20 protein-coding genes are annotated in these 23227 nt (G+C 66.7%); 5 read left to right on the top strand and 15 right to left on the bottom strand.

Features of this window, described 5'->3' with window-relative positions; all coding sequences use genetic code 11:
* Positions 1-28 precede the first annotated feature (28 nt).
* From V9L21_RS19600 to V9L21_RS19585, 4 genes are read right to left on the bottom strand one after another with little or no spacing between them, the layout of a single operon-like run.
* Complete coding sequence (locus V9L21_RS19600) at positions 29-214, bottom strand: hypothetical protein (RefSeq protein ID WP_126749054.1); 186 nt, start codon at positions 212-214, stop codon at positions 29-31.
* A 50-nt stretch (positions 215-264) separates the two neighbouring features.
* Positions 265-1851: an MFS transporter gene (locus tag V9L21_RS19595; protein WP_337314612.1), complete on the bottom strand. Its 1587-nt coding sequence runs from the start codon at positions 1849-1851 to the stop codon at positions 265-267.
* Positions 1848-2318, bottom strand: coding sequence for an SRPBCC family protein (locus tag V9L21_RS19590; RefSeq protein ID WP_337314611.1), 471 nt, complete (start codon positions 2316-2318; stop codon positions 1848-1850). Before V9L21_RS19590 ends, V9L21_RS19595 begins: the two co-directional genes overlap by 4 nt.
* Positions 2201-2653 (bottom strand): ArsR/SmtB family transcription factor, encoded by a 453-nt coding sequence (locus V9L21_RS19585; protein ID WP_337314610.1) that lies wholly within the window; start codon positions 2651-2653, stop codon positions 2201-2203. Before V9L21_RS19585 ends, V9L21_RS19590 begins: the two co-directional genes overlap by 118 nt.
* 141 nt (positions 2654-2794) lie before the next feature.
* Between V9L21_RS19585 and V9L21_RS19580 the strand changes: the two genes are divergently transcribed.
* Positions 2795-3217 (top strand): cupin domain-containing protein, encoded by a 423-nt coding sequence (locus tag V9L21_RS19580; protein WP_309952029.1) that lies wholly within the window; start codon positions 2795-2797, stop codon positions 3215-3217.
* A gap of 7 nt (positions 3218-3224) precedes the next feature.
* On the opposite strand, the gene V9L21_RS19575 is transcribed toward V9L21_RS19580, so the two are convergent.
* The 11 genes from V9L21_RS19575 to V9L21_RS19525 all read right to left on the bottom strand — a co-directional run bounded on the left by V9L21_RS19575 (position 3225) and on the right by V9L21_RS19525 (position 18042).
* Positions 3225-6203: a bpX6 domain-containing protein gene (locus V9L21_RS19575; RefSeq protein WP_337314609.1), complete on the bottom strand. Its 2979-nt coding sequence runs from the start codon at positions 6201-6203 to the stop codon at positions 3225-3227.
* Positions 6190-8064 (bottom strand): hypothetical protein, encoded by a 1875-nt coding sequence (locus V9L21_RS19570; RefSeq protein ID WP_337314608.1) that lies wholly within the window; start codon positions 8062-8064, stop codon positions 6190-6192. Before V9L21_RS19570 ends, V9L21_RS19575 begins: the two co-directional genes overlap by 14 nt.
* Complete coding sequence (locus tag V9L21_RS19565) at positions 8061-8507, bottom strand: bpX5 domain-containing protein (protein WP_337314607.1); 447 nt, start codon at positions 8505-8507, stop codon at positions 8061-8063. The genes V9L21_RS19570 and V9L21_RS19565 overlap by 4 nt, the downstream gene beginning before the upstream one ends.
* Positions 8507-9625: an AAA family ATPase gene (locus V9L21_RS19560; protein ID WP_337314606.1), complete on the bottom strand. Its 1119-nt coding sequence runs from the start codon at positions 9623-9625 to the stop codon at positions 8507-8509. Before V9L21_RS19560 ends, V9L21_RS19565 begins: the two co-directional genes overlap by 1 nt.
* Positions 9626-9874: 249 nt before the next feature.
* Positions 9875-10990: an acyltransferase family protein gene (locus V9L21_RS19555; RefSeq protein WP_337314605.1), complete on the bottom strand. Its 1116-nt coding sequence runs from the start codon at positions 10988-10990 to the stop codon at positions 9875-9877.
* Positions 10991-11040: 50 nt separating this feature from the next.
* Positions 11041-12003 (bottom strand): NAD(P)H-dependent flavin oxidoreductase, encoded by a 963-nt coding sequence (locus V9L21_RS19550; RefSeq protein WP_337314604.1) that lies wholly within the window; start codon positions 12001-12003, stop codon positions 11041-11043.
* Positions 12004-12082: 79 nt separating this feature from the next.
* Entirely contained in the window at positions 12083-13873 is a 1791-nt protein-coding gene (locus V9L21_RS19545; RefSeq protein WP_337314603.1) for an acyl-CoA dehydrogenase, read from the bottom strand.
* Positions 13874-13947: 74 nt separating this feature from the next.
* The gene (locus tag V9L21_RS19540) at positions 13948-14880 is read right to left on the bottom strand and encodes an electron transfer flavoprotein subunit alpha/FixB family protein (RefSeq protein ID WP_337314602.1); all 933 of its coding nucleotides are present in this window, start codon (positions 14878-14880) and stop codon (positions 13948-13950) included.
* A 2-nt stretch (positions 14881-14882) separates the two neighbouring features.
* Positions 14883-15632: an electron transfer flavoprotein subunit beta/FixA family protein gene (locus V9L21_RS19535; protein WP_157614628.1), complete on the bottom strand. Its 750-nt coding sequence runs from the start codon at positions 15630-15632 to the stop codon at positions 14883-14885.
* A gap of 136 nt (positions 15633-15768) precedes the next feature.
* Positions 15769-17049, bottom strand: a complete 1281-nt coding sequence (locus tag V9L21_RS19530) for a mechanosensitive ion channel family protein (RefSeq protein WP_337314601.1) — start codon at positions 17047-17049, stop codon at positions 15769-15771.
* Positions 17050-17088: 39 nt separating this feature from the next.
* Positions 17089-18042, bottom strand: coding sequence for a histone deacetylase family protein (locus V9L21_RS19525; protein ID WP_337314600.1), 954 nt, complete (start codon positions 18040-18042; stop codon positions 17089-17091).
* An 86-nt stretch (positions 18043-18128) separates the two neighbouring features.
* Here V9L21_RS19525 and V9L21_RS19520 point away from each other — a divergent pair, with 86 nt between their 5' ends.
* The 4 genes from V9L21_RS19520 to mltB are packed head-to-tail and all read left to right on the top strand — an operon-like array spanning position 18129 to position 23227.
* A complete protein-coding gene (locus V9L21_RS19520) occupies positions 18129-19049 on the top strand; it encodes an AAA family ATPase (protein WP_157614631.1) in 921 nt (306 codons plus the stop codon).
* A 25-nt stretch (positions 19050-19074) separates the two neighbouring features.
* Positions 19075-20046, top strand: a complete 972-nt coding sequence (locus tag V9L21_RS19515; RefSeq protein ID WP_337314599.1) for a DUF58 domain-containing protein — start codon at positions 19075-19077, stop codon at positions 20044-20046.
* A gap of 16 nt (positions 20047-20062) precedes the next feature.
* Positions 20063-22081, top strand: coding sequence for a transglutaminase family protein (locus tag V9L21_RS19510; protein WP_337314598.1), 2019 nt, complete (start codon positions 20063-20065; stop codon positions 22079-22081).
* Positions 22082-22135: 54 nt separating this feature from the next.
* A complete protein-coding gene (mltB, locus tag V9L21_RS19505; RefSeq protein WP_337314597.1) occupies positions 22136-23227 on the top strand; it encodes a lytic murein transglycosylase B in 1092 nt (363 codons plus the stop codon).

Below are 23227 nucleotides of genomic sequence, written 5' to 3'. Positions count from 1 at the left end.
GGGATTATCCCTACAAAGCGGCGGCCACTCAGTCAGTCGTGTTTTCCATGCGCTTGGTGAGCGTGCCCAGCTGCAGCTCGATGGAAAAGAGCCGCTCGTTCAGCACGGCGGTCTGCAGCCGTATGGCCTCGATGATGGCCTTGGTCTGCGGGTCCGAGGTGTTTTCGGACAGTTCCGCCAGGTCATGCAGCTTCTTGCGAAGTTCGTTGCTCATGGGAGGCTCCGTTCATCGTCTCGTCGTGGAGCCTGCAGTATGGGTCTTCGTCAGCGCTCCGGCAATGCATCCGACGGTGCATTGGGCTGCGCGGCCTCTCCAGCGCTGCGCAGTCGCACAGCCACCAGCGCGCCCACCAGCAGCAGCAGCAGCACCGCGCAAATGCCGGCCGTGAGCCGCAGGCCATGCAGCAAGGCGGCCCGGCCTGTGTCGAGCAGCTCGGCGCCGGCGGCGCCCCCGAGTTGGCCGGCCAGGGCCACTGCACCGCCAAGCGTGCTGCGTGCCGCCTCCACTTCGGCAGCACCCGCCAGGCCGGCTGGAACTGCATCGGCCATTGCGCCGCGGTAGATGGCCGCGCCGACGCTGCCCAGAATCGCGATGCCGAGCGCACCACCAAACTCCGAACTCGTTTCCGAGATGGCCGAGGCGACTCCGGCGCGCTCGGGCGGCGCACTGCCTACCACCAGATCGGTGGCCAGCGTGAACACAGGTGCCAGGCCGAGAGAGGAAATGACCATGCTGGCCACCATCCACGCCAGTCCGCCCTCCGAGGGGAGCACCACGAGCATCGCGAACCCCAACGCCGCAACGCCCAATCCGCCGCCCATCACAAACGCAGGCCGCATGCGGCGCACCAGCGCGGAAACCACCATGGAGCCGGCAATGAAGGCCGCCGCGCTGGGCACGCTCCAAAGACCCGCATGCAGCGGCGGGAGCCCGAGCACCAGTTGCAGGTACTGCGCGTTGTAGAGAAACATGCCGAACATCACGAAGCAGGCCAGCATGTACGCCGCCAGCGAGATGCTGAAGGCAGGCAACCGGAACAGGCGCAAGTCGATCATCGGATCGGTGAGCCGCCGCTGCCTGCGCGCGAACGCCCACCCAAGCGCCACGCCGGCCACGATGGCCAGGGCCGACACGGCATCAGGCCCATGCTCCGCCACCTGCTTGATGCCGTAGATGGCCGCCAGCACCGCGCCGAGCGAAAGCGCCACGCTGGCCAGGTCGAGCCGCCCCGCTTCCGGGTCGCGGTATTCGGGCAGCAGGATGGGGCCGAGTGCCAGCAGCAACACCATTACCGGCACGCCGATCAGGAACACCGAGCCCCACGGAAAGAACTGCAGCAGCACGCCGCCCAGCACCGGGCCGATGACCGCGCCGGCCGAGTAGCTGGAAATCCAGACGCCGATGGCCACCGTGCGCTGCCCCGGATCGAGAAACATGTTGCGGATGAGCGAGAGCGTCGACGGTGCGAGCGTTGCGCCCGCCACGCCAAGCAGCGCCCGCGTGGCGATGAGCATGTTGGCGCTGGTCGAAAACGCGGCCAGCACCGAGGCAATGCCGAAGGCCGCCGCGCCGATGAGCAGCAGCCGACGCCGGCCGATGCGGTCGCCCAGCGTGCCCATGGTGACCAGCAGCCCGGCGACGAAGAAGCCGTAGATATCGACGATCCACAGCAACTGCGAGGCGGTGGGCTTGAGGTCTTCGCTGATCGAGGGAATCGCAAGGTTCAGCACCGTGAGATCCATCGAATACAGCATGCACGGCAACGCGATGACGGCAAGCCCCGTCCACTCGCGCGCTGTTGCGCGGGCCGGCGGCGGTCTGCCGGCAGACGCGTCGCGCCCGCCGGTCATTCAGCCGCTTTCGCCAACCATTGCTCGAGCTTGACCATGGCGCCCGTCCAGCCGTGCTCGTGTCCGTCGCGCGCCACCTCGTCGAAGAACTGCTCATGCATCAACACCAGCTCGCAGCCGTTGCCGTCGGGCTCGATCCGCACCGTGACGCGCGACTCGCGCTCCGGCGTGCTGCGCCAGGCCCAGCTGAAAACCAGTTTGCGGTTGGGCACCAGCTCCTGGTAGACACCGCTCACGTCGTGCGTTTCTCCGTCGGCGGCAAGCATCGTCACGCGGAAGCGGCCGCCCACGCGCAGGTCGACTTCGGCCAACGGAACGGAAACGATTTCTTCCGGGCCGAACCAGGCTTTCAGCGCTTGCGGGTCGGTCCACGCGCGCCAGACTTTTTCGGCGGCGACGGGGTAGTGCCTGCGGAGGGTGAGCGAGGGTCGCTCTTGTGCTTGTGCGGGTGCGGCAGGTTTTGCCATTCGGTCTCCTCTTGGTGATAGAGATAGCGAGCCAGTGCATCGAGGCGCCCGGTCCAGAATTTCTCGTAACGAGATAACCACACGGCGGCCTCCTGCATGGGCCGCGGCGAGAGTTCGCACTGCACGACCCGGCCCTCTTTCGTGCGCGAGATAAGGCCGGCGTCTTCGAGCACCCGCAGGTGCTTCATGAAGCCGGTGAGCGACATGCCGTGCGGCTCCGCAAGCTCGGTCACGCTGAGGCTGCGCTCGCCCAGGGTCTCGAGCACAGCGCGGCGCGTCGGGTCGGAAAGGGCGGCAAAGACCGCGTCCAGCGAAACGGGATCTGAGTGAACCATATGGTTTAGTATCTCGTCGCGCTTCAGGCCCGTCAAGCCGCCGGCCGAATCAGCCCTTCGCCGCAGATGTCTTTGGGAACGCTTTATGCGTGCTGCACCGCGGCACAACCACCACCTGCATCACCTGCAAAGGAGCGCCCCATGCTGGACCGAACCGCTACCCAGTTCTCCCACGTCAAGCCCGGCGATACGGAGTTTGTCTCGGGCGGCCTGCGCGATTTCTTTCTTTACCGCGACCTCGGCATTGCGGAGGCCACCAACGGCAAAGTCATCGCGCACCTCGTCAAGGCCAACATGGCACCGGAAGCGGGCACCGGCTGGCACCGCCACGAGGCGGACTTCCAGATCGTGATCATGGTCAAGGGCTGGGCCCGCTTCATGTACGAAGACAAGGAAACCCTGGTCGAAGCCGGCGACGTGGTGCACCAGCGGCCCGGCATCCGGCACTTCTTGTTCGACTACTCGCCTGACATGGAATACCTGGAGATCGTCTCGCCGGCGGACTTCAAGAGTGTCGACGTCGAGCCGGTTTGCGAGATTCCGCCGCCTACGCCTTGGGAGTAACTGCTACTCAGCGGATAGAAAAACCGGTCGTCACGCTGCGCTCGGTATTCAGGTGCAGCACCCGCCCCTGGGCATCGAACAGCAACCAGCCGTCGCCAACTGCACGCATGCTTGGCTCGGCACCGGTGGGCCATGCCATCGATGCGGCCATGCGGCCTCCACGCATGTTGAACCATTGCACGGTGGTGTTCCCGGGCAAGGCGCGCACCATCACCAGCCAGTCGCGATCGCACCAGAAGACCAGCGCCGTGCCCTCCATCGCGTCCTGGTAGTCGGTCAGACGAATTTCACCTTCCGTGCCGTGCATCACCCGCCATCTCAAGCAAAGGGCGCCGTCGCCACTGAGCTCGCCTAAGAGGCGGAACGCGCCCAACTGCGGGTGCAGCATGTGCTTGGAAATCGGAACTGCAGAGAAGTCCATCGCCTCGCGGCTCTGCAGACGGCGTGGCTGACGCTGATAGCGCCAGAGGCTAGGGCCCAGTACATGGTCATGCACCACAAACTGCTCCAGGTGGCGCGTGGCCGTGAGTTCGACCACCTCCCCCGGCAGGTCGGCCACCTGCCAGAGTACGTCCTGCACCGAGCGGCCCGTGTCCAGCATCTGAACGCGATTGCCGCGTGCCACGGTCCAGCCGATACCATCGAATTCGCTCGCGAAATGCGCGATGGCGGACAGGCCCAGGTCATGGATCTGGCGCTGCACCAGGTCGAGCCGGCTCACGCGCCAAAGGCCGTCGCGTTGTGCCAGCGCCAGTGCGACCTGTCCGCTATGGGCTGGCACCAGCCGATATGCCGGCACCGCGAAGCGGGCCAGCACACGGCCTGTGCCGTCGGTCATGACCGCACCGGCCTCGCCGAGTGCCAGCAGATAGCGGTCGTCGTCGAGCAACGCTGCGTCGTGCACGACATGCGCGCCGGCTGAAGGCGCGTCCAGCGGCAACACGTTGGAACGCGCGGTGAGCAGCCGGGGCTCGAAGCCCGGCATCTCGCCGCCGGGCATATCGGCGCGCAGCATCTGGTCGCCATGGATGCGCAACAGCGACTGAAAAGAGCGCTTGTCCATGCGCCCGTGGCCGCCTGCGTGATCGGCAATCAGCGCGGGCGCCAGCACGGCCACCAAACCGCGCGAGGTGGCGTTGTGGTCGGCCACGGCCAGCAGTTCGCTGGCGAGCGCGGCGCGTTCGCGGTGCAGGAGCGGGGCGTCGCGAAGGTCCCGCAGGCGCTCTGCGCAGGCATCCAGCGTGTCAGGCAGCAACAGTGCGCGCTGCACCAGCGCGCGCGCCGCAAGCCGGCCATCAGCGGCCTCGGCCGCCAAGAGCCATGTCATCGCCTGTTCACGCGCCGCGGCCACGGGCCAGACGGCATCCACCGCCTGCAGCCACTCGCCGCGCTGAGCGAGCGACTGGCCCCATTCCTCGCGCAGGCGGTTCGCCATCTCGGGCCACTTGGCTTGCAGTTGCATCACCGTGTTGGCAAAGGCGTTGTCGCGGCGCGCGACTGCGACGGCGCGCCGCCAGTCGCCGGACAGACACAGGAGGCGCACGATGACTTCGGGCGGGCGGTCCCAGCCAAGCGCGAGTTCGGCGGCCTGCGCGAAGCGCTGGTGCTTCTCCAGGTAGTCAAGCGCCTCCTGGTGCGACTGAAGCAACTCGGCCAGCACAAACACCGCCTCGTCGATGCGGCCATCCCGGTCCAGCTTCTCGAAGCTCTTGCGGTAGAGCTGTCGCAGATGGTCCTGGAAGTTGTCGTCGAGGTAGATACTCGAACGCGACCCTGTCGATCCGTTGAGCGACAGGCTCTCACGTCGGCCGGGCGTACCGAAGGCCTGGCCGGCATCGTGTGCATCGCCGCCCAGCGGAATCGCGTGGCGCAACGCCTCCATGAGATCACCGTCGTCGAACATCTTGAGCATGCGCCGCATGTAAGCAGCCTGCTGGCGGCCCAGTAGCTTCGAGACCTGTGACGCGATGGCCATGCGCGCGAGCCAATCGCGCCAGCGCGAACGCAGCGGCCTTGCATTGCCGCGCGGCTTCAGCGAAGACGCCGGCGGCGATGGCGTTGGACCGGTACGCGCCGGCGCAGGCTTGGCCGGACGCACAGGGCGGCGGCTCGTTCCTTGACGCGCTCGGTGCGCTTGCACGCGGGTCGTTGCCCAGATCACCAAGGCCACGATCAGCAGCGTGATGATCGCGATGCGGATCGACGATGCGTCGAACTGCGTGGGGGGTTCGTGACGCGGGGCACTCGGCTTCGCCAGGTCCAGCGGGGACGGCGCCCGGTTTTCGCCGGAAAGAACGAGCCACAGCAGGACCAGCGCGCCCAGCGCCCAGCCCCACCACTTGTAGCCACTGCCCGCACTCCCGTCTCGACGCTCCCCCGGCGCCTTGGATGCCATGATGCTGCGGCGGGCCTCCACGGTGCGTGCGCGCTCGGCCACGGCCTTGAGGAATTCCAGTTGTTCGTCGCTGGCCGGCGCAATTGCGTCGCCGAGAACGTCGCGCACCGAGCGCCCATCCGTGTCGAGCACCACTGGTTCGGGCAGGGTCTCGCGGCAATCGAAGGTGTCGAGCAGGGCGGGACCGGTGTCGAGCCACATCGAAACGTCAAAGGGTTCGGCCTGCGAGAGCTGCAGCGAGAGAACCTCGCCGCCCTGCACCAGCCACACGTCGGCCATCGGCAGCGCGCCGCGTTCGGACGGCGCAAGCTCGGCCGAGCACAGCGCGGCCCCTTCGCGCCGAAGCGGCCAGCCAGCAAGCCGGTCGCAATCGAGCGAAACCGGCGCAGCAAACCGCAGCAGGTCACCCTGGGCGAATCGGAACAGCCGCGCGCCCGAGCGCCAGGCTTCGACGATGCGCCGCGCGCGATGGGGCTCGGCCAGCCATTCGGAAGAAAACCACAGCGCCGCCACGAGCTGCCGCCCCTTCAGCACCGGGTGGCGAACCTCGGCCGCGGGCATGCGCATGGGTTTGTGTTCAGGCAATTGCATCGCCCGCTCCTTCGCCATGCAGCACGGCGCGCAGCGCACGCTCGGGCACCACATAGAAGATGACCTTCTTGTGGACGGTAAGCATCACGGCCAACCCGCTGTTTGGGCAGACGCTGACCTTTTCGATGCGCTCGGGCGCGGTATAGACCACTTCGGGTCGCTCGTCCTTCGCGTGCAGCACCAGCGCGGTCCGGTCGGGCGACAGGCTCAGCATCGCAAAGCGTGTGTTCTTGGTGTCATGAACCAGGGCGATGCCCCGGTGGATGCTGAGTTCGAAAGTCGTCCACACCTTCGAGGGCTCGATGTGCCGCATGCCGGCACTGGCAGCCTGCGGCATGGGCTCGTAGATGCGCCAGGTTTCGTTCCCGCTGGTAGCGGTGGCGATGCGAACCGCGCAGCCGCCGATGCCGCGCTTCCACTGCGTACCTCCGCCAAAGAGCACGACGGTATCCTCCGCCCGCGCGCATACCGTGAGCACGGTCGAAGGCGAGACTTCCAGGCCCAACCGGCACAGCACGAGGAGGTTCGAGCGGATCACTGCATAGACCAGCGCGGTGTCAGACCACTGGAGCATGCCCATCACCTGCCTGTCGATCAGCTTCGGCGGCTTGGGCTCCAGGGACGGCGCGTCGATTCTCGACGCCTCCCAGGCCACGAGCCGGTTGTCCCTGTCGAGCACGCATACGCACTGCTTCTGCGCGTTGTGCAGCCAGGCCGAGGCCAGCCACACGCCAAGCCCGGGCGGTGCGCGGAACACATCCACCTCGGGCGCGACGAAGCTGCCCAGCCCCTGGACCTGCCAGAAATACATTGAGCGCTCGAAGCCCAGCAAAGCACCCAAACGCTTGCCTGCGAACATGGCCGTCAGGGGCTCCAGCCGGTCGCCCCACCGCTGGTACCTGGGCTTGCCGGGTTTGCGCTGCGCGAGGCTGGCGACGGGAAATACCACTACGCCCGGCTCGTCGAGCAACTGCACCGCGACGTGCGAACCGTGCGGCGATATCAAAGGTGGCCGCTGCAACGAAATGCGGCCACGGTGATGTTGATGCACGGCGGCCGGCGCCACCGAGGTGAACTCGCCCTTGAGCAACGGCACCGCCGTCTTCACCGACGGCAGCGGCAGCGCGGCATGACGCAGTCCGGCGCGCCCGCTCAGAGACACTTCGAGCACATCGCCCTGCACGGCCCGGCACAGGCGGATGCGATGGCTGGTCCAGCGTTCGGCTTGGGGCTGCTGCGCCGGCGCGGCACCGATCAGCCAGCTTTCGCCGGGCGGGTGCGGCAATTCGGCAAGCGCCGCTTGCCATGCACCGGCGTGCTCTGGGTCACCGACCACATAGCTGCGGCTCTTCATCAGGAGCTTGAGCTGGCGAACCTCGTGCGCATCGTGCAGCTTGCCGGGTATCTGCAGCACGCCCCACTGGAGCGCACCGCCGGTCTGCACCGCGCGGCGCGCCAGCAGGATCCAGAGTGCGAGTTGCCCGAGGCGCGGCGCACCAAGCTGCAGCGGACCGGCGTCGAAGATCGCAACGATGCCTTTTTCAGCCTCGCGGGCGCGCGGGCGCGGCGCCAGAAAAAGATGCTCGCTCGAAGCCGCGCGTCGCAGGAACTCGTCGGGAAGCTCGTCGGCCAGCAGCCATTCGGTGGACAGCAGGCGCTCGTAGCGTCCGCGCCGGCGCAGGTCGTCAAGACCGTCGGGCTCGGGCTGCCCGCCGCGCACCTCGCCCTGGAAGGTGCCCAGAAGCGGCTGCATGCGTTGGATCAACGCGCCGAGTTCGGCCGCCAACTCGGCGCCGAACCATTCGAGCCATGGGTGCCAGGGTTTAAGCGCCTCGGGCAGTTCAGTGGTCGCGACGCTCACGCTCCACCGCCTTGCCAATGCGCGGAGATGCGCGCAAGCAGCGGCTGCGACAGCGGCAGCAGCCGGTCCAACGGCAGCACGGCCTCAGGCCGAGGCCACAACAACAGCGGCTGGCGCCCCCGGTGCTGGCGCTCCAGGCTGCGTGCGATCAAATCCGCGGGCAGGTCGGGCTCTTCAAGCGTCGGCAGCCAGAGACCGGGCGTTTCGGTGCAGGGACCGGCATAGGCGATGCCATCGACCCACGGGAGGGCAGCCCCCTCGCCCACCACGATCAGCAGGTCGCGGCTGGCTGTGACGGAAAGCCCCACTTGCTGCTCGGGCTCGAACTGCCGCAGCCGTGCGTGCAGCACGCGTGCCGCAGCCCCCCAGGCAACAGCCGCCTGCGCGGGCAGCGCCTCGGCGCGCGCACGCCAGCGCCAGGCGAACGAGTTCGCCTGGCTCATCATGCTGAAGCGGGAGCAGAAACAGGCGCAGAAACAAAGGACGCGAGGCGTTCGACGAGTTGCCCACGCAGACCGGCCAATGCCTCTGGCAATTGCTCGCTGTTGAAGTTGGCGTCGATCTCGCGCAACACGCTCTCCGTCTGCGCGCGCGCAGCGGCGGGCTCGCCCTCCAGGCAAGCGCGCGCCGACTCGGCCAGCCGCGCGGCGCGCGACAGCGGCTGTAGCGTGGCCTCTTCCACCGCGCTCAGCAGGTGCGGGTGATTGGCGTTGGCGAAAGCGTCGCGCAGCACGTCTCGCGCGCTTTGCTGCGCCTCCTGCGTGGGGAGCACATACAGCAGCGGCCAGAGATCAGCCTCGGTGGTATGGAGGCGGCCGGCCAGCACGGCTGCGGCGGCCAGCAGGCGCTGCGACTTCACGATACGGCGGTCCGACAACTGCACGCCGGATTGGCGCAGCTTGCGGATCGCGTTGGCCAGTGCCGGCTGCACGCCGCTCAAGTCGACCTGCTTGAGCTGCTGACACAGGGTGTCCAGGTCCACCATCGCGTTGCCCATGCCGGAGGGCGAGTGGTCGGAGCGCCAGCCGCCGCTGAGCATGGCTTCGAGCTGATGGTCGGGCAAGGCCTCGACGAAAACATGCAGCAGAAAACGGTCGCCGAAAGCCGCGAGCCCTTCGTCGTCGGGCAGTGCATTCGCCGCGCCCACGCACACACGCAACGGGCAGTGCAACTGTGTGTGGCCGCGCCGGAATCGCCGTTCGTTGAGCACGCCGAGCAGCGTGTTCAGGATCGCGGTGGAGCCCAGGAAGACTTCGTCCAGAAACGCCACGTCGGCCTCGGGCAGCATGCCAGTCACATCGGTCTCGACGGTGCCCGCGCGCAGCTTGTTGAGATCGACTGGACCGAACAGCTCCGAAGGCTCGGTGAAACGCCCCAGCAGGTACTCGAAATAGCGTCCGCCAAGACTCTGCGCGACTCGCCGCACCACCGCGCTCTTGGCCGTTCCGGGCGGACCAACCACCAGCAGGTGCTCCTGCGCCACGGCGGCGAGCACAATCAGTTCAGCCAATTGCTCGCGGCCGATGAGCCCCGCGGTGGACGCACGAATCGCTTGGCGCACACGATCTGCGGAAGTCTGAAGGGAATGACTGGTCATCGAAGAAAGAGTTCTCTGCACGTAAAGATGCAGAGAGTGTGCCGCAGCATCAAGGCAGCGCCGTGCCACAACACGCGGATTTTTTCTCAGGTATGGCGGGAGAGAGTGCCGATAAACACCGCGCGCCCAGAAACCGCCAGCCCACGCGCAGAAAGAAGGAAGCTCAGACGTCGCCGTTCCCGGCAGGGACGCCCTCATCCACCCGCGCTCAGATCAAGACGAGACCAACATCCCGCTGACCAGCAGCGCGGCAAACAGTCCAGCTACCGAGCGCCATGACGCCGGACGCACCTCCACCCAGCGGTATAGCAACAGCGCGGCCGCCACTGAAAGGCCGAAGGTGACGGCCATGCCGAGCGCATCGATCCACGCGGCATGCGGCCCCAGTTGCGCAACCGCTGCGTTCGTGGCCAACAGCACCGGAAAGTGGATGAGGAACAGCGAATACGAGATGCGGCCCAGGCGCTGCAGCGGCATGGCGGCATTCGGCCGGCCTACCAGCGAGAGCCAGTCTTGCCGCTGGGCAACGGCGATCAGCAATGCGGTCACCAGCGCAATGGCGATGCGGCTGCGCCAGTCGATGGCGAGCGCGCCCGCACCAGTCAGGGTCAGCAGCACGACGGCACTCTGCCAGGTGCTGTCGCGCGTCGCGCGGCCGATCCAGAACACCAGCATGCCGAGGCCGTAGGCACCGAAGAAATAGAACGCCGTGTCGTCGAGATCGGCATTGCGGTTGAAAACCACCAGCGAGGCGATGGCGACCGCAAGCACGAGCGCGACGGGAGTCCAGTGTTCGCGCGAGGCTGCCGCCAACGACGCCGCCCTGCCCCGCCGCAACATGGCCGGCATTCCCATGAGCGTCAGCGCCAGCACGAAAAGCTGAAAGTCGATGGCCACGTACCAGACGCCGGTGGAGAGCGCGTCGTAGTCCAGCAGGTCCTGCATCAGCAAGCCGTGGGCGAAGAGCTGGCCGATGCTGGGCGAAGCAGGCACATCGTCGCCGCTCATCCAGGGGCGCACGAGCGCGGCCACCAGCACGCACACGGTGAGTGCCGCCAGGTACGGCATCACCAGCCGGCCATAGCGCTGCAGGATGCGCGCCATGGGCCGGTCGACGCGCAGCACGCCGTCGGGCGCCAGGCTGGCAGCCGCCAGAAAGCCCGCAATCACCAGGAACACCTGCACGGCAAGCCGGCCGTCGTCGGCCAGCCAACCAAGGAAGGTGGGCGCCAGGGGAAGCGCGCCCGCCGGCATCGCGCCGTAGCGCGACAGGTGGTGCCCGACGATCACCGCGCAAGCGATGCCCTTGGCAATGTCGAGCAGCGGCATCCGCCCGCGCTGCGGGGGCTCCGCGGCAGGTGCCGGTTTGTCCGCGCCGTTCAAAGCGCGAGCCGCTGCCTTGCCTGCTGGTATTCGCGCTTGAGCTTTTCGATGAACGCGGCGGCGCTGGCCACTTCGGTGACGGCGCCGATGCCTTGGCCCGAGCCCCAGATGTCTTTCCAGGCCTTGGCCTTGCTGCCTTCTCCGGCGGCGAAGTTCATGGTCTTCACGTCGCCTTCCGGCAGGTTGGCCGGATCCATGCCGGCCTTGACGATGCTGGGTGCCAGGTAGTTGCCGTGCACGCCGGTAAAGAGGTTCGAGTACACGATGTCGTCGGAATTGCCGTCGACAATGGCCTGCTTGTAGTCATCGCTGGCACGCGCTTCTTCGGTGGCGATAAACGCGGTGCCGATGTATGCGAAGTCGGCGCCCATGGCCTGCGCCGCGAGCACCGCACCGCCGGTGGCAATGGAGCCCGACAGCGCAATGGGGCCATCAAACCACTGGCGGATTTCCTGGACCAGTGCAAACGGGCTCTTCACGCCCGCATGGCCACCGGCACCGGCGGCCACGGCGATGATGCCGTCGGCGCCCTTCTCGATGGCCTTCTGCGCGAACTTGTTGTTGATGATGTCGTGCAGCGTGACGCCGCCGTAGCTGTGCACCGCATCGTTCACGTCGGTGCGCGCGCCCAGCGAGGTAATGACGATCGGCACCTTGTACTTCACGACCATTTTCATGTCGTGGTCGAGGCGGTCGTTGCTCTTGTGCACGATCTGGTTGATGGCGAACGGCGCCGCGGGCTTGTCCGGGTTGGCCTTGTTGTAGGCCGCGAGTTCCTCGGTGATCTCGGCGAGCCAGTCTTCGAGCTGCGCGGCGGGGCGGGCGTTGAGCGCCGGCATCGAGCCGACCACGCCGGCCTTGCACTGCGCAATCACGAGCTTGGGGTTGCTGATGATGAACAGCGGCGAGCCGATGATCGGCAACGGCAGGTTCGCGAGCACGGGGGGCAGCTTGGACATGTCTTCTCCGGGATGAGTTTCGGTTTTATATAAGAGGAAGGCCGCGCCGCCCGTCAGGTGGGCGACACATGGCCTCGGGTCAGAAGGCGTCGAGTGCCAGTGCGGTGACGCTTTCTGCGCCGTCGACGATGCTGTCGCGAATGCCCGGCACCTTGTTGAGGATGTGCTCGGCGTAGAAGCGCGCGGTGGCAACCTTGGCTTGCATGAAATCGGTGTCGACGCTGCGCGAAGCAAGGTCTTGCGCAATGATCAGCGAGCGTGCCAGCTGCCAGCCGGCCACCAGGTTGCCCGCGAGCATCAGGTAGGGCACGCTGCCCGCAAACACCGCATTGGGCGATGCCTTGGTCTGGCCCGCGACGAAGTCGACCACCTCGACAAAAGCTTCGCGCGCGGCCTTCAGGCGCTTGAGGACTGCAGCCGCGGCGGGGCTGCTGCTCTTGGTCAACTCGGCTTCGGTCTTCTCGATCTGTGCGGCAATGGCCTTGGCCGTCTGGCCGCCGTCGCGCGCCGTCTTGCGGCCCACGAGGTCGTTGGCCTGGATGGCCGTGGTGCCTTCGTAGATCGTGAGGATCTTGGCGTCGCGGTAGTACTGCGCCGCCCCCGTCTCCTCGATGAAGCCCATGCCGCCGTGCACCTGCACGCCGAGCGAGGTCACTTCCAGGCTCATCTCGGTGCTGTAGCCCTTGACCAGCGGCACCATGAATTCATAGAACGCCTGGTTCTGCTTGCGGGCTTCCGCATCGGGATGGTGGTGCGCCGCGTCGTAGGCGGCTGCGGCCACGCTCGCCATGGCGCGGCAGCCTTCGGTGTAGGCACGCATCGTCATCAGCATGCGCTTGACGTCGGGGTGGTGAATGATCGGCGCACTCGCGCTCATCGATCCATCGACCGGGCGGCTCTGCACGCGGTCCTTTGCATAGGCCACGGCGTGCTGGTAGGCGCGCTCGGCGATGGCAATGCCCTGCATACCCACGGCATAGCGGGCCGAGTTCATCATGATGAACATGTACTCGAGGCCGCGGTTCTCCTGGCCGACGATGTAGCCCACGGCACCTCCGTTGTCGCCGTACTGCAGCACGGCGGTGGGCGAGGCCTTGATCCCCATCTTGTGCTCGATGCTCACGCAGTGCACGTCGTTGCGCTCGCCCAGCGAACCATCCTTGCCGACGATGAACTTCGGCACCACGAACAGGCTGATGCCCTTCACGCCTTCGGGCGCGCCGGTGACCCGGGCCAACACCAGGTGCACGATGTTCTCGGCCATGTCGTGCTCACCGTAGGTAATGAAGATCTTGGTGCCGAACACCTTGTAGGTACCATCCGGCTGCGGCTCGGCACGGCTGCGCACCATGGCCAAGTCGCTGCCGGCCTGCGGTTCGGTGAGGTTCATGGTGCCGGTCCACTGGCCGCTCACGAGCTTTTCCAGGTACACCGCCTTGAGCTCGTCGGAGCCGGCCGTGAGCAGCGCCTCGATGGCGCCGTCGCTCAGCAGCGGGCATAGCGCAAAGCTCATGTTGGCCGAGTTGAGCATCTCGCCGCAGGCTGCGCCAATGGTCTTGGGCAGGCCCTGGCCGCCGAAGTCCGCCGGATGCTGCAGGCCCTGCCAGCCGCCCGACACATACTGCGCGAAGGCTTCCTTGAAGCCCGGCGTGGTCGCCACCTCTCCGCCCTTGAAAGACGAAGGATTGCGGTCGCCCTCCACATTCAGGGGCGCGACCACGTCCTGGTTGAAGCGCGCGCATTCCTCAAGCACGGCTTGCGCCGTTTCGAGGCCTGCGTCTTCAAAGCCGGGCAGCTTGGCGATCTCGCCGATGTTGGCCAGGTGCTCGATGTCGAACAGCATGTCCTTGAGGGGGGCGGTGTAGCTCATCTCTTGTCTCCAGATACAGCGGATACGAAAAGGGCATCGCGAACGATGCCCTCCGGCTCAGTGCGGCAATCGCGTCAGAGCGCCTTGACCAATTCCGGCACGGCCGTGAACAGGTCGGCCACAAGGCCATAGTCGGCCACCGAGAAGATCGGTGCTTCTTCGTCCTTGTTGATCGCGACGATCACCTTGGAGTCCTTCATGCCGGCCAAGTGCTGAATGGCGCCCGAGATGCCGGCCGCGATGTACAGCTGCGGCGCGACGATCTTGCCGGTCTGGCCCACTTGCCAGTCGTTGGGGGCGTAGCCTGCGTCCACTGCGGCGCGGCTGGCGCCCAGGCCGGCGTTGAGCTTGTCCGCCAGGGGCGTCATCACTTCGGTGAACTTCTCGGCGCTGCCGAGGGCCCGGCCGCCCGAGACGATGATCTTGGCGGCGGTGAGTTCGGGGCGGTCGCTCTTGGTGACTTCCCGGCCCACAAAGCTCGACTTGCCGCTGTCGGCCACGCCTTCGGCGGTTTCGACCGCTGCGCTGCCACCGGTGGCGGCTGCAGCATCGAAGCCGGTTGTGCGAACCGTGATCACCTTGGTGGCGTCGCTGCTCTGCACGGTGGCAATGGCGTTGCCGGCGTAGATCGGGCGCTCGAAGGTGTCGGGGCTCTCGACCTTGGTGATGTCGGAGATCTGCGCCACGTCGAGCTTGGCGGCCACGCGCGGAGCGACGTTCTTGCCGTTGGCGGTCGAGGGGAACAGGATGTGGCTGTAGTTGGAGGCAATGGCCAGCACCTGGGCAGCCACGTTCTCTGCAAGGTTCTCGGCCAGCGAGGGGCTGTCGGCCACGATGACCTTGGCCACGCCCACGATCTGGGCAGCTGCCTTGCCGGCTTCGGCGGCATTGGCACCGGCGACGAGCACGTGCACGTCGCCGCCGCAGGCCAGGGCTGCGGTCACGGTGTTGAGGGTCGCGGGCTTGATGGTCGCGTGGTCGTGTTCGGCAATAACAAGTGCGGTCATGTTCAGATCACCTTCGCTTCGTTCTTCAGTTTGTCCACCAGCGTTGCAACATCGGGCACCTTGATGCCGGCACCGCGCTTGGGCGGCTCGCTGACCTTGAGGGTCTTCAGGCGGGGCTTCACGTCCACGCCCAGGTCTTCGGGCTTGAAGGTGTCGAGCTGCTTCTTCTTGGCCTTCATGATGTTGGGCAGGGTGACGTAGCGCGGCTCGTTCAGGCGCAGGTCGGTCGTGATGACGGCCGGCAGACTGAGCTGGATAGTTTCCAGGCCGCCGTCGACTTCGCGCGTGACGGTGGCCTTGCCGTCGGCCACTTCGACCTTGGAGGCGAAGGTGGCTTGCGGCAGGTCGGTCAGGGCGGCGAGCATCTGGCCGGTTTGATTGGCGTCGTCGTCGATGGCCTGCTTGCCCAGGATGACGAGCTGGGGCTGTTCCTTCTCGACCAGCGCCTTGAGCAGCTTGGCGACGGCCAGGGGCTGGAGCTCTTCGGTGGTCTCGACCAGGATGCCGCGGTCGGCGCCGATGGCCATGGCGGTGCGCAGGGTTTCCTGGCACTTGGCATCGCCGCACGAAACGGCGATGACTTCGGTCACAACGCCCTTCTCTTTCAGGCGAACGGCTTCTTCAACGGCGATTTCGTCGAAGGGGTTCATGCTCATCTTGACGTTGGCAATGTCTACCCCGGTGCCGTCGCTCTTCACGCGCACCTTGACGTTGTAATCGACGACCCGTTTGACAGGCACTAGAACCTTCATTGACTTGACTCCATTGGATTGCAAAAAGGGGGCTTCGAGGGCAACCGGTCATTCTAGAGTCCGACCTTTGCCGCCTCTGCTTTCATGGCGATTGGCACTGCGGGCAACAAAAAAGAACGATCGTGCTTTTTCGTGATTATACGGCAGCGTCAGGCGTGCCCGAAACGCCGGCCGGTAGCGACTCCACGCGCAGCACGCGCTGGGGGTACGGAATGTCGATGCCCGCGCTGCGCAGGCCTTCCAGAATCGCGATGTTGATGGCCGAGCGAACGTTGTCCTTGCCCTTGTCCGGATCCGCCACCCAGAAGTTCAGGACGAACTCCAGCCCGTCGGGCGCAAAGCTGGCCAGATAGGTCACCGGCTCGGGATCGGTCATCACCCGCTCTTGCGACTTGGCGGCCCCGCACAAGATGGACTGGACCTGCGCCACGTCGCTGTCATAGCCCACCACCACGCTGGTGGTGATGTTGAACTTGCGGTCCGCCATCGAGAGGTTCTCGACCCGGCTGGTGATGAGCGACTCGTTCGGCACGATGGCTTCGCGCCCGTTGCCGGCACGGATGAGCGTGTAGCGGGTCTTGATGTCGGTGATGCGGCCTTCGAAGGTGTCGACCTTGACGTTGTCCCCGATGCGGATGGAGCGTTCCAGCAGGATGACAAAGCCGCTCACGTAGTTGGCCGCCAGCTTCTGCAGGCCGAAACCCAGGCCAACGCCCAGCGCACCGCCCAGCACCGAAAGCGCCGTGAGGTCGACCCCCACAGCCGACAGCGCAAACAGGAGGCCGACCAGCAGCAGGATGGCCCGAATTGCGTTCGACGCCACCTTGCGCATGGAAAGGTCGGTCACAGCCTCGAGCAGGATGCGCTTCTCGATGGTGGCGGCAATCCAGAGCGCAATCACCAGCACCAGCCCGGCCGACAGTGCGCCCTGGATGATGGTTTGCAGGCTGACCCGCGTCTTGCCGAACGACAGGGTGATGTTGTCGAGCTCGGCCAGCACTGGCGGCAGCAGCCCAACGATCCAGAGAATGGCCGCAATCCAGGCCAGCCAGGAAATCGTGCGCTCCAGCAGCCGCACCAGGTTGGAGGCGGGAAAAACCGCCCTCATCACCCGTGCGAACAGGCGAATGACCAGCAGCGACAGAAAAACCGATACCGCGATGCGCAGCACCAGCACCGGCTGGAGGCCGGTCACCCCGCGGCGGGCAAGTTCGGTGAAAACCAGCGCCAGCAGAGGGAACAGCACGCCGTCGAAGGTGCGCTCGCCGAACCAGATCGAATCCTTGGGCTGGTCGCGTCCGAACCAGCGGCTGGCCATCCAGGCCAGGGCCACGCAAGCCACCAGTGCTGCCAGTTCAATGCCCAGGCCGCGCGCGTCGACCTGCGCCAATCGTTGTGTGAAATCGTTGAAATTCATCTCTTGGGAAAACATGGCGCCGTGTTCGCGCCCGCGGCGTTACAGATCGGCCAGGACGCGGATGTGCGCTTCCACGCTGCGCGCCAGCGCATCGAGGTTGTAGCCGCCCTCCAGCATCGAGACGATGCGGCCGCGCGAATGGCGCTTGGCCACGTCCTGGATGCGGCTGGTGATCCAGGCAAAGTCGTTTTCGGTGAGCCCGAGCTGGCCCAGGTCGTCCTCGCGGTGGGCGTCGAAGCCCGCGCTCACGAAGATCATCTCGGGGCCGAACTCTTCGAGCCGGGGCATCCAGGCCGCCTCGATGAGTTCGCGCACGTCCATGCCCTTGGTATAGGCCGGAATCGGCAGGTTCAGCATGTTCGAAGCTGGATGGTCGGTGCCGCTGTACGGGTAGAACGGATGCTGGAAGAAGCCGACCATCAGCACGCGCGGATCGTTCGAGAGGATGTTCTCAGTGCCGTTGCCGTGGTGCACGTCGAAATCGATCACCGCCACGCGCTCCAGGCCATGCACTTCGAGCGCATGTCGGGCGGCAATGGCCACGTTGTTCAGAAAGCAGAAACCCATGGCCTGCTCGCGGCAGGCGTGATGCCCAGGCGGACGCACCGAGCAGAAGGCGTTGTCGACCTCGCCGGCAATCACCGCGTCGGTGGCGGCAATGGCGGCTCCGGCGGCCCGGCGCGCGGCCAGCAGCGTGTAGCGGTTGAGGATGGTGTCGGGGTCGAGCATCGCGTGCGCCGGCCCACCGGCCGGCTCATCGGCCACTAGGCGCTGATGAAGCTCTTCAAGGTATTCGAGGTGCGCTTCGCTGTGGGCCCGGGTGATCTGGGCAAGGGTGGCCAGCGGCACGTCACGGTGTTCGAGGGCGTCGCCCACGCCGGTCAGCAGCAGCCTGTCTTCGATGGCGTCCAGCCGCTCGGGACATTCGGGGTGGCCCCGTCCCATGTCGTGCTTCCAGCAATCGCGATGTGTGAAGTAGCCGGTCTTGCCCATCTCTTTGCCGTGTCTCTGTCGTATCTAGACCTCACACAGCATGGGGCTGCGCGGTCTTACGGTATCGTTTGCATATGGATACAAATATGGACGTTGCTGCGAAGCTTGCCACTTTGCTGAATCAGCTTAACACGGTGATCGTCGGCAAAGAGGCGCAAGTGCGCGACTGCGTGGCCTGCCTGCTGGCGGGCGGGCACCTGCTCATCGAGGACGTGCCGGGGGTCGGCAAGACCACCCTCGCCCATGCGCTCTCGCACACCTTCGGCCTGCAGTTCTCGCGCGTGCAGTTCACGGCCGACCTGATGCCGGGCGACCTGTCGGGCGTGGCCATCTACGACCGGGGCCAACAGGCTTTCGTGTTCCACCCCGGCCCGATCTTCGCGCAGGTGCTGCTGGCGGACGAAATCAACCGCGCCAGCCCCAAGACCCAGAGCGCGCTGCTCGAAGCCATGGAAGAGAAGCAGGTCACCATCGAAGGCGAGACCCGGCCGCTGCCCACGCCCTTCTTCGTGATTGCCACGCAGAATCCGCAGGACCAGCTCGGCACCTTCGCGTTGCCCGAATCGCAGCTCGACCGGTTCCTCATGCGCATTTCGCTGGGCTACCCCGACCGCGCGGCCGAGCGCGAGCTGCTCGCGGGGGCCGACCGCCGCGAAATGCTGGCCACCCTGCCCGCGCTGCTGACCGCCGGCGAACTCACGGCACTGCAGCAGCGCGTTCAGCAGGTGCATGCGGCCGAGCCGCTTTTGAACTACGTGCAAGACCTGATTGCCGCCACGCGCTCCGGCCGGTGGTTTTTGCAGGGGCTTTCGCCGCGCGCCGGCATTGCCGTGCTGCGCGCCGCCAAGGCGCAGGCGCTGCTGGCCAACCGCAGCTACGTTGCGCCGGACGATGTGCAATCGATCCTGCCGCAGACGATTGCGCACCGCCTCACGCCAGTGGGCGACGCCGGCCGCGGCGCCGTGGAGCAGGTGCGCGCGATGATCGCGGACGTGCCGCTGCCGTAACAATGAACCGCCTCGTTTGCCACCGATGATCGCGTCGCTACGCTCGCGCATCGACGGCTGGTTCCTGTCGCGCCGGCCGCCTTCGGACACGCTGGAGCTCACGCAGCGCAACGTCTACATCGTGCCCACGCGTGCGGGCTGGACACTGGCCGCCACGTTGCTGGTGCTGCTGGTCGCGTCGATCAACTACCAGCTCAACCTGGGCTATCTGCTGACCTTCCTGCTCGCGGGCAGCGTGGCTGTGGGCATGCACGTCTGCCATGCGACGCTGCGCGGGCTGGCCATGCACCTGACACCGCCCGATGCGCACTATGCGGGCGCCGCCGCGGTTTTTCGGGTGGTGCTGCACAACACGCGGCGCAGCGTGCGCTACGGCATCGGCATGGCCGTGCGCGGCAGCGGCCAGTGGGCCTGGACGGACGTGCCGGCCGAAGGAACCTCCACCGTCGAGATCGCATTCAAGCCCGAAAGGCGCGGCCTTCATCCCGTGCCGCCGCTCACCGCCGAAACGCGGTTTCCGCTGGGAACATTCCGCGTCTGGACAGTGTGGCGGCCGGCCGCGCAGATGCTGGTCTACCCGACGCCGGAAGCGCATCCGCCGCCGTTGCCGCCCGGCGAGCCTCTTTCGGGCCCGGCCGCCACGTCGGCCGCCCTGCGCTCACAGGCGGCTGGCGAGTACGACGGCCTGCGAGCCTACCGCCGCGGCGATCCGCTCAAGCTGGTGGTCTGGAAGAAAGCGGCCCGGGCGCAAGCTACGGGCTCCGAAGAACTCGTGAGCCGTGACATGCAGCAGACCCAACGCGAGGAGCTCTGGCTCGACGCGCAGGCCACCAACCTCGCCGACACCGAGGCCCGCGCATCGCGGCTTTGCGCATGGGTGTTGATGGCGGACCGGCTGGGCGTGGACTACGGCATTCGCATCGCCGGGCGGGTGGTGCAACCCTCGCAGGGCGAAGCGCACCGCAGGGCCTGCCTGGAGGCCTTGGCACTATGTTGAACCGGGAGCACTGCGCATGAACAAGTTCAGGCGCGAAATCGCGGCGCTGCCGAGGGACGCCCGGGACACGCTGTTCCTGCTCTCGGTCATTGCGCTGATCGTGTTGCCGCAGGCCGAGAACCTGCCGTGGTGGTGCACCGCCATCACAGCGATGGTGCTGGTGTGGCGCGGCACGCTGGCCGTCGACGCCCGCCCGCTTCCAAGCAAATGGTGGCGCGCCGGCCTGCTGGTGCTGGCGGTAGCCGCCACCTTCGCCACCCACCGCACCCTGCTCGGCCGCGACCCGGGCGTCACGCTGGTCGTGGTCTTGCTGGCGCTCAAGACGCTGGAACTGCGCGCGCGCAGAGACGCCTTCGTGCTGTTCTTCCTCGGCTTCTTTGCGATGCTGACGAACTTCTTCTATTCGCAGTCGCTGATCACGGCATTCACCATGCTGCTCGCGCTGCTGGGCCTGTTGACCGCGCTGGTCAATGCGCACATGCCGGTTGGCAAACCGCCGCTGATGCAGGCCGCCCGCACCGCCAGCTGGATGGCCCTGTTGGGCGCGCCGATCATGCTCGCGCTGTTCCTGCTGTTCCCGCGCTTTGCGCCGCTGTGGGGCACACCCAGCGACGCCATGGCGGGCCGCACGGGGCTCTCGAACACCATGCGCGTGGGCACCATCGCCGAGCTGGCCCTCGACGACAGCATTGCGGCGCGCATCAAGTTCGACAACGGCCGGGCGCCGCCCCAAAGCCAGCTGTACTTCCGCGGCCCGGTGCTGACCCAGTTCGACGGGCGCGAATGGACTGCGCTGCCGCCCTGGGCCCGGGGCGGGCAATCGACGGCCAACCTGCGCACCAGCGGCGCGCCGGTGCGCTACGAGATCACGCTCGAGCCCAACCACCGGCCCTGGCTGCTCACGCTCGATGCCGCGCAAAGCGCCCCCGAGGCCCCGGGCTTCGAACTCATGGGCACGCCCGACCTGCAATGGCTCGCGAACCGCCCAGTCTCCGACCTCGTGCGCTATCGCGCCGAGAGCTACACCCAGTTCCTGAGCGGCCCCACGCGGCAGACCGGGGCGCTGCGGCCTTACCTTGCCCTGCCGCCGGGTTTGAATCCGCGCACCGCCGCGCTCGCGGCGGAAATGCGCGCCCAGCCCGAGCTAGCCAATGCCGATACCGCCGCCTTCGTGCGCGCCGCGATGCAACGGCTGCGCACCGGCGGCTACACCTACACGCTGGAGCCCGGCGTGTATGGCGCCAACACGGCCGACGAGTTCTGGTTCGACCGGAAGCAAGGTTTCTGCGAGCACATTGCCTCGGCCTTCGTGGTGCTGATGCGCGGGCTGGGCATTCCGGCGCGCATCGTGACCGGCTACCAGGGCGGTGAACTCAACAGCGTCGACGACTACTGGGTATTGCGCCAGAGCGATGCGCACGCATGGACCGAGGTATGGCAGGAAGGCATGGGCTGGGTGCGCGTGGACCCCACCGCGGCCGTATCGCCGGGCCGGGTTGGCCAGTTCCAGCGGCTTGCGCCGCAGCCGGGCCTCTTTGCCGGCGCCATCGGCGCAATGAGCCCCACGCTCGCGCAGAACGTGCGCGCCGCCTGGGAGGCCGTGAACAACAGCTGGAACCAGTGGGTGCTCAACTACACCCAGAGCCGCCAGCTCAACCTGCTAAAAAGCATCGGCTTCGAAGCCCCCAGCCTCGAAGACCTGGCCTATGTGCTGCTTTACCTGCTGGTGGGCGCGAGCCTTGCCGGCGCGGCCTGGACGCTGTGGGAGCGCAGCCAGCACGACCCTTGGCTGCGCCTGCTGGGCCAGGCACGCACGCGGCTTGCGAAAGCCGGGCTCAAGGTGCCCGAAACAGCACCACCGCGCCAGATGGCCGCCCAGGCCGAGGCGCGTTTCGGTCCCGCTGCGGAGGCGGTGCGCGACTGGCTGCTGAAGCTGGAAGCCCAGCGCTATGCCAAGGCCTCCCCTGCTTCGCTGGCGGCTCTTCGCAGCGAGTTCCGCCGGCTGAACTGGCCTGCGTTGAAACCCCGGCGCTGAACACCGGCGCGGGAGTCCACTGAGTCCACCTTGGGCGGGCGGCACAATCGCCCCATGCGATCTTTTTTCCCCGCGCCATTCCGCGCCGCCTCCATTGCCCTGCTGGCCGCCTGCTGCGCCTGGTCCACGGGGGCACAAGCCCAGAAAACGTCCGGCGCCCGCAGCGTGAAGACGGTGACCGGCAGCACGCCCTATGCCACGCGCGAAGACGCGATGCGCTTTGCTGATGAGGTGGCCGAGCGCCGCGGCCTGGACCGCGAATGGGTGCGCGCCACCATCGGCAGTGCCCGCTTCCTGCCGAACGTGCCGCGCCTGATGCTGCCCGGCCCCGTGGGCTCGGTAAAGAACTGGCAGGCCTATCGCAGCCGTTTCATCGATGCCACCCGCATCGCGGCGGGGGTGCGCTTCTGGCGCAACAACGCCGACACGCTCGCGCGGGCCGAGCAGGTGTACGGCGTGCCGCCAGAAATCATCGTGGGCATCGTGGGCGTGGAGACCATCTACGGCCGCAACATGGGCAACTTCCGCGTGATCGATGCGCTGGCCACGCTGTCGTTCGACTTTCCGCAGGCGCACCCGCGCGCGGAGGAACGCGAAGCCTTCTTCCGCGGCGAACTCGAAAGCTTTCTGAGCACCGAAAGCCGCACCTCCGAAAACCCGCTGGTGCCCGTGGGCAGCTACGCGGGTGCCATGGGCATGCCGCAGTTCATGCCGAGCAGCATCGCCAAGTACGCGGTCGACTTCGACGGCGACAACCGCATCGATCTGGTGGATAACACCGCCGACGTGATCGGCTCCGTTGCCAGCTACTTCAAGGCCTTCGGCTGGACGCCTGGCATGCCGGCCATCTACCCGGTGCATTTTGAAGAAGAGCGCCTCAAGAAGCCGCTGCTCCTGGCGCCGGACATCCTGCCCACCTTCAGCATCGACAGCTTCGTGGCGGCCGGCGCGGTGCCCGAAGGCGATGGCCTGCGCCACAAGGGGCTGCTGGCATTGGTGGAGCTGCAAAACGGTGCCGACGCACCACCCACCTACGTGGCCGGCACGCGCAACTTCTACGTGATCACGCGCTACAACTGGAGCAGCTACTACGCAATGTCGGTGCTCGACCTCGGCCAGGAGGTCAAGGCTGCCATGGAGCAATGA

It is taken from the genome of Variovorax sp. CCNWLW235 (assembly GCF_037204085.1).
Taxonomy (GTDB): domain Bacteria; phylum Pseudomonadota; class Gammaproteobacteria; order Burkholderiales; family Burkholderiaceae_C; genus Variovorax.
The sequence above is the reverse complement of the archived record's forward strand: the minus strand, read 5'-3'. Positions and strand labels throughout refer to the sequence as shown.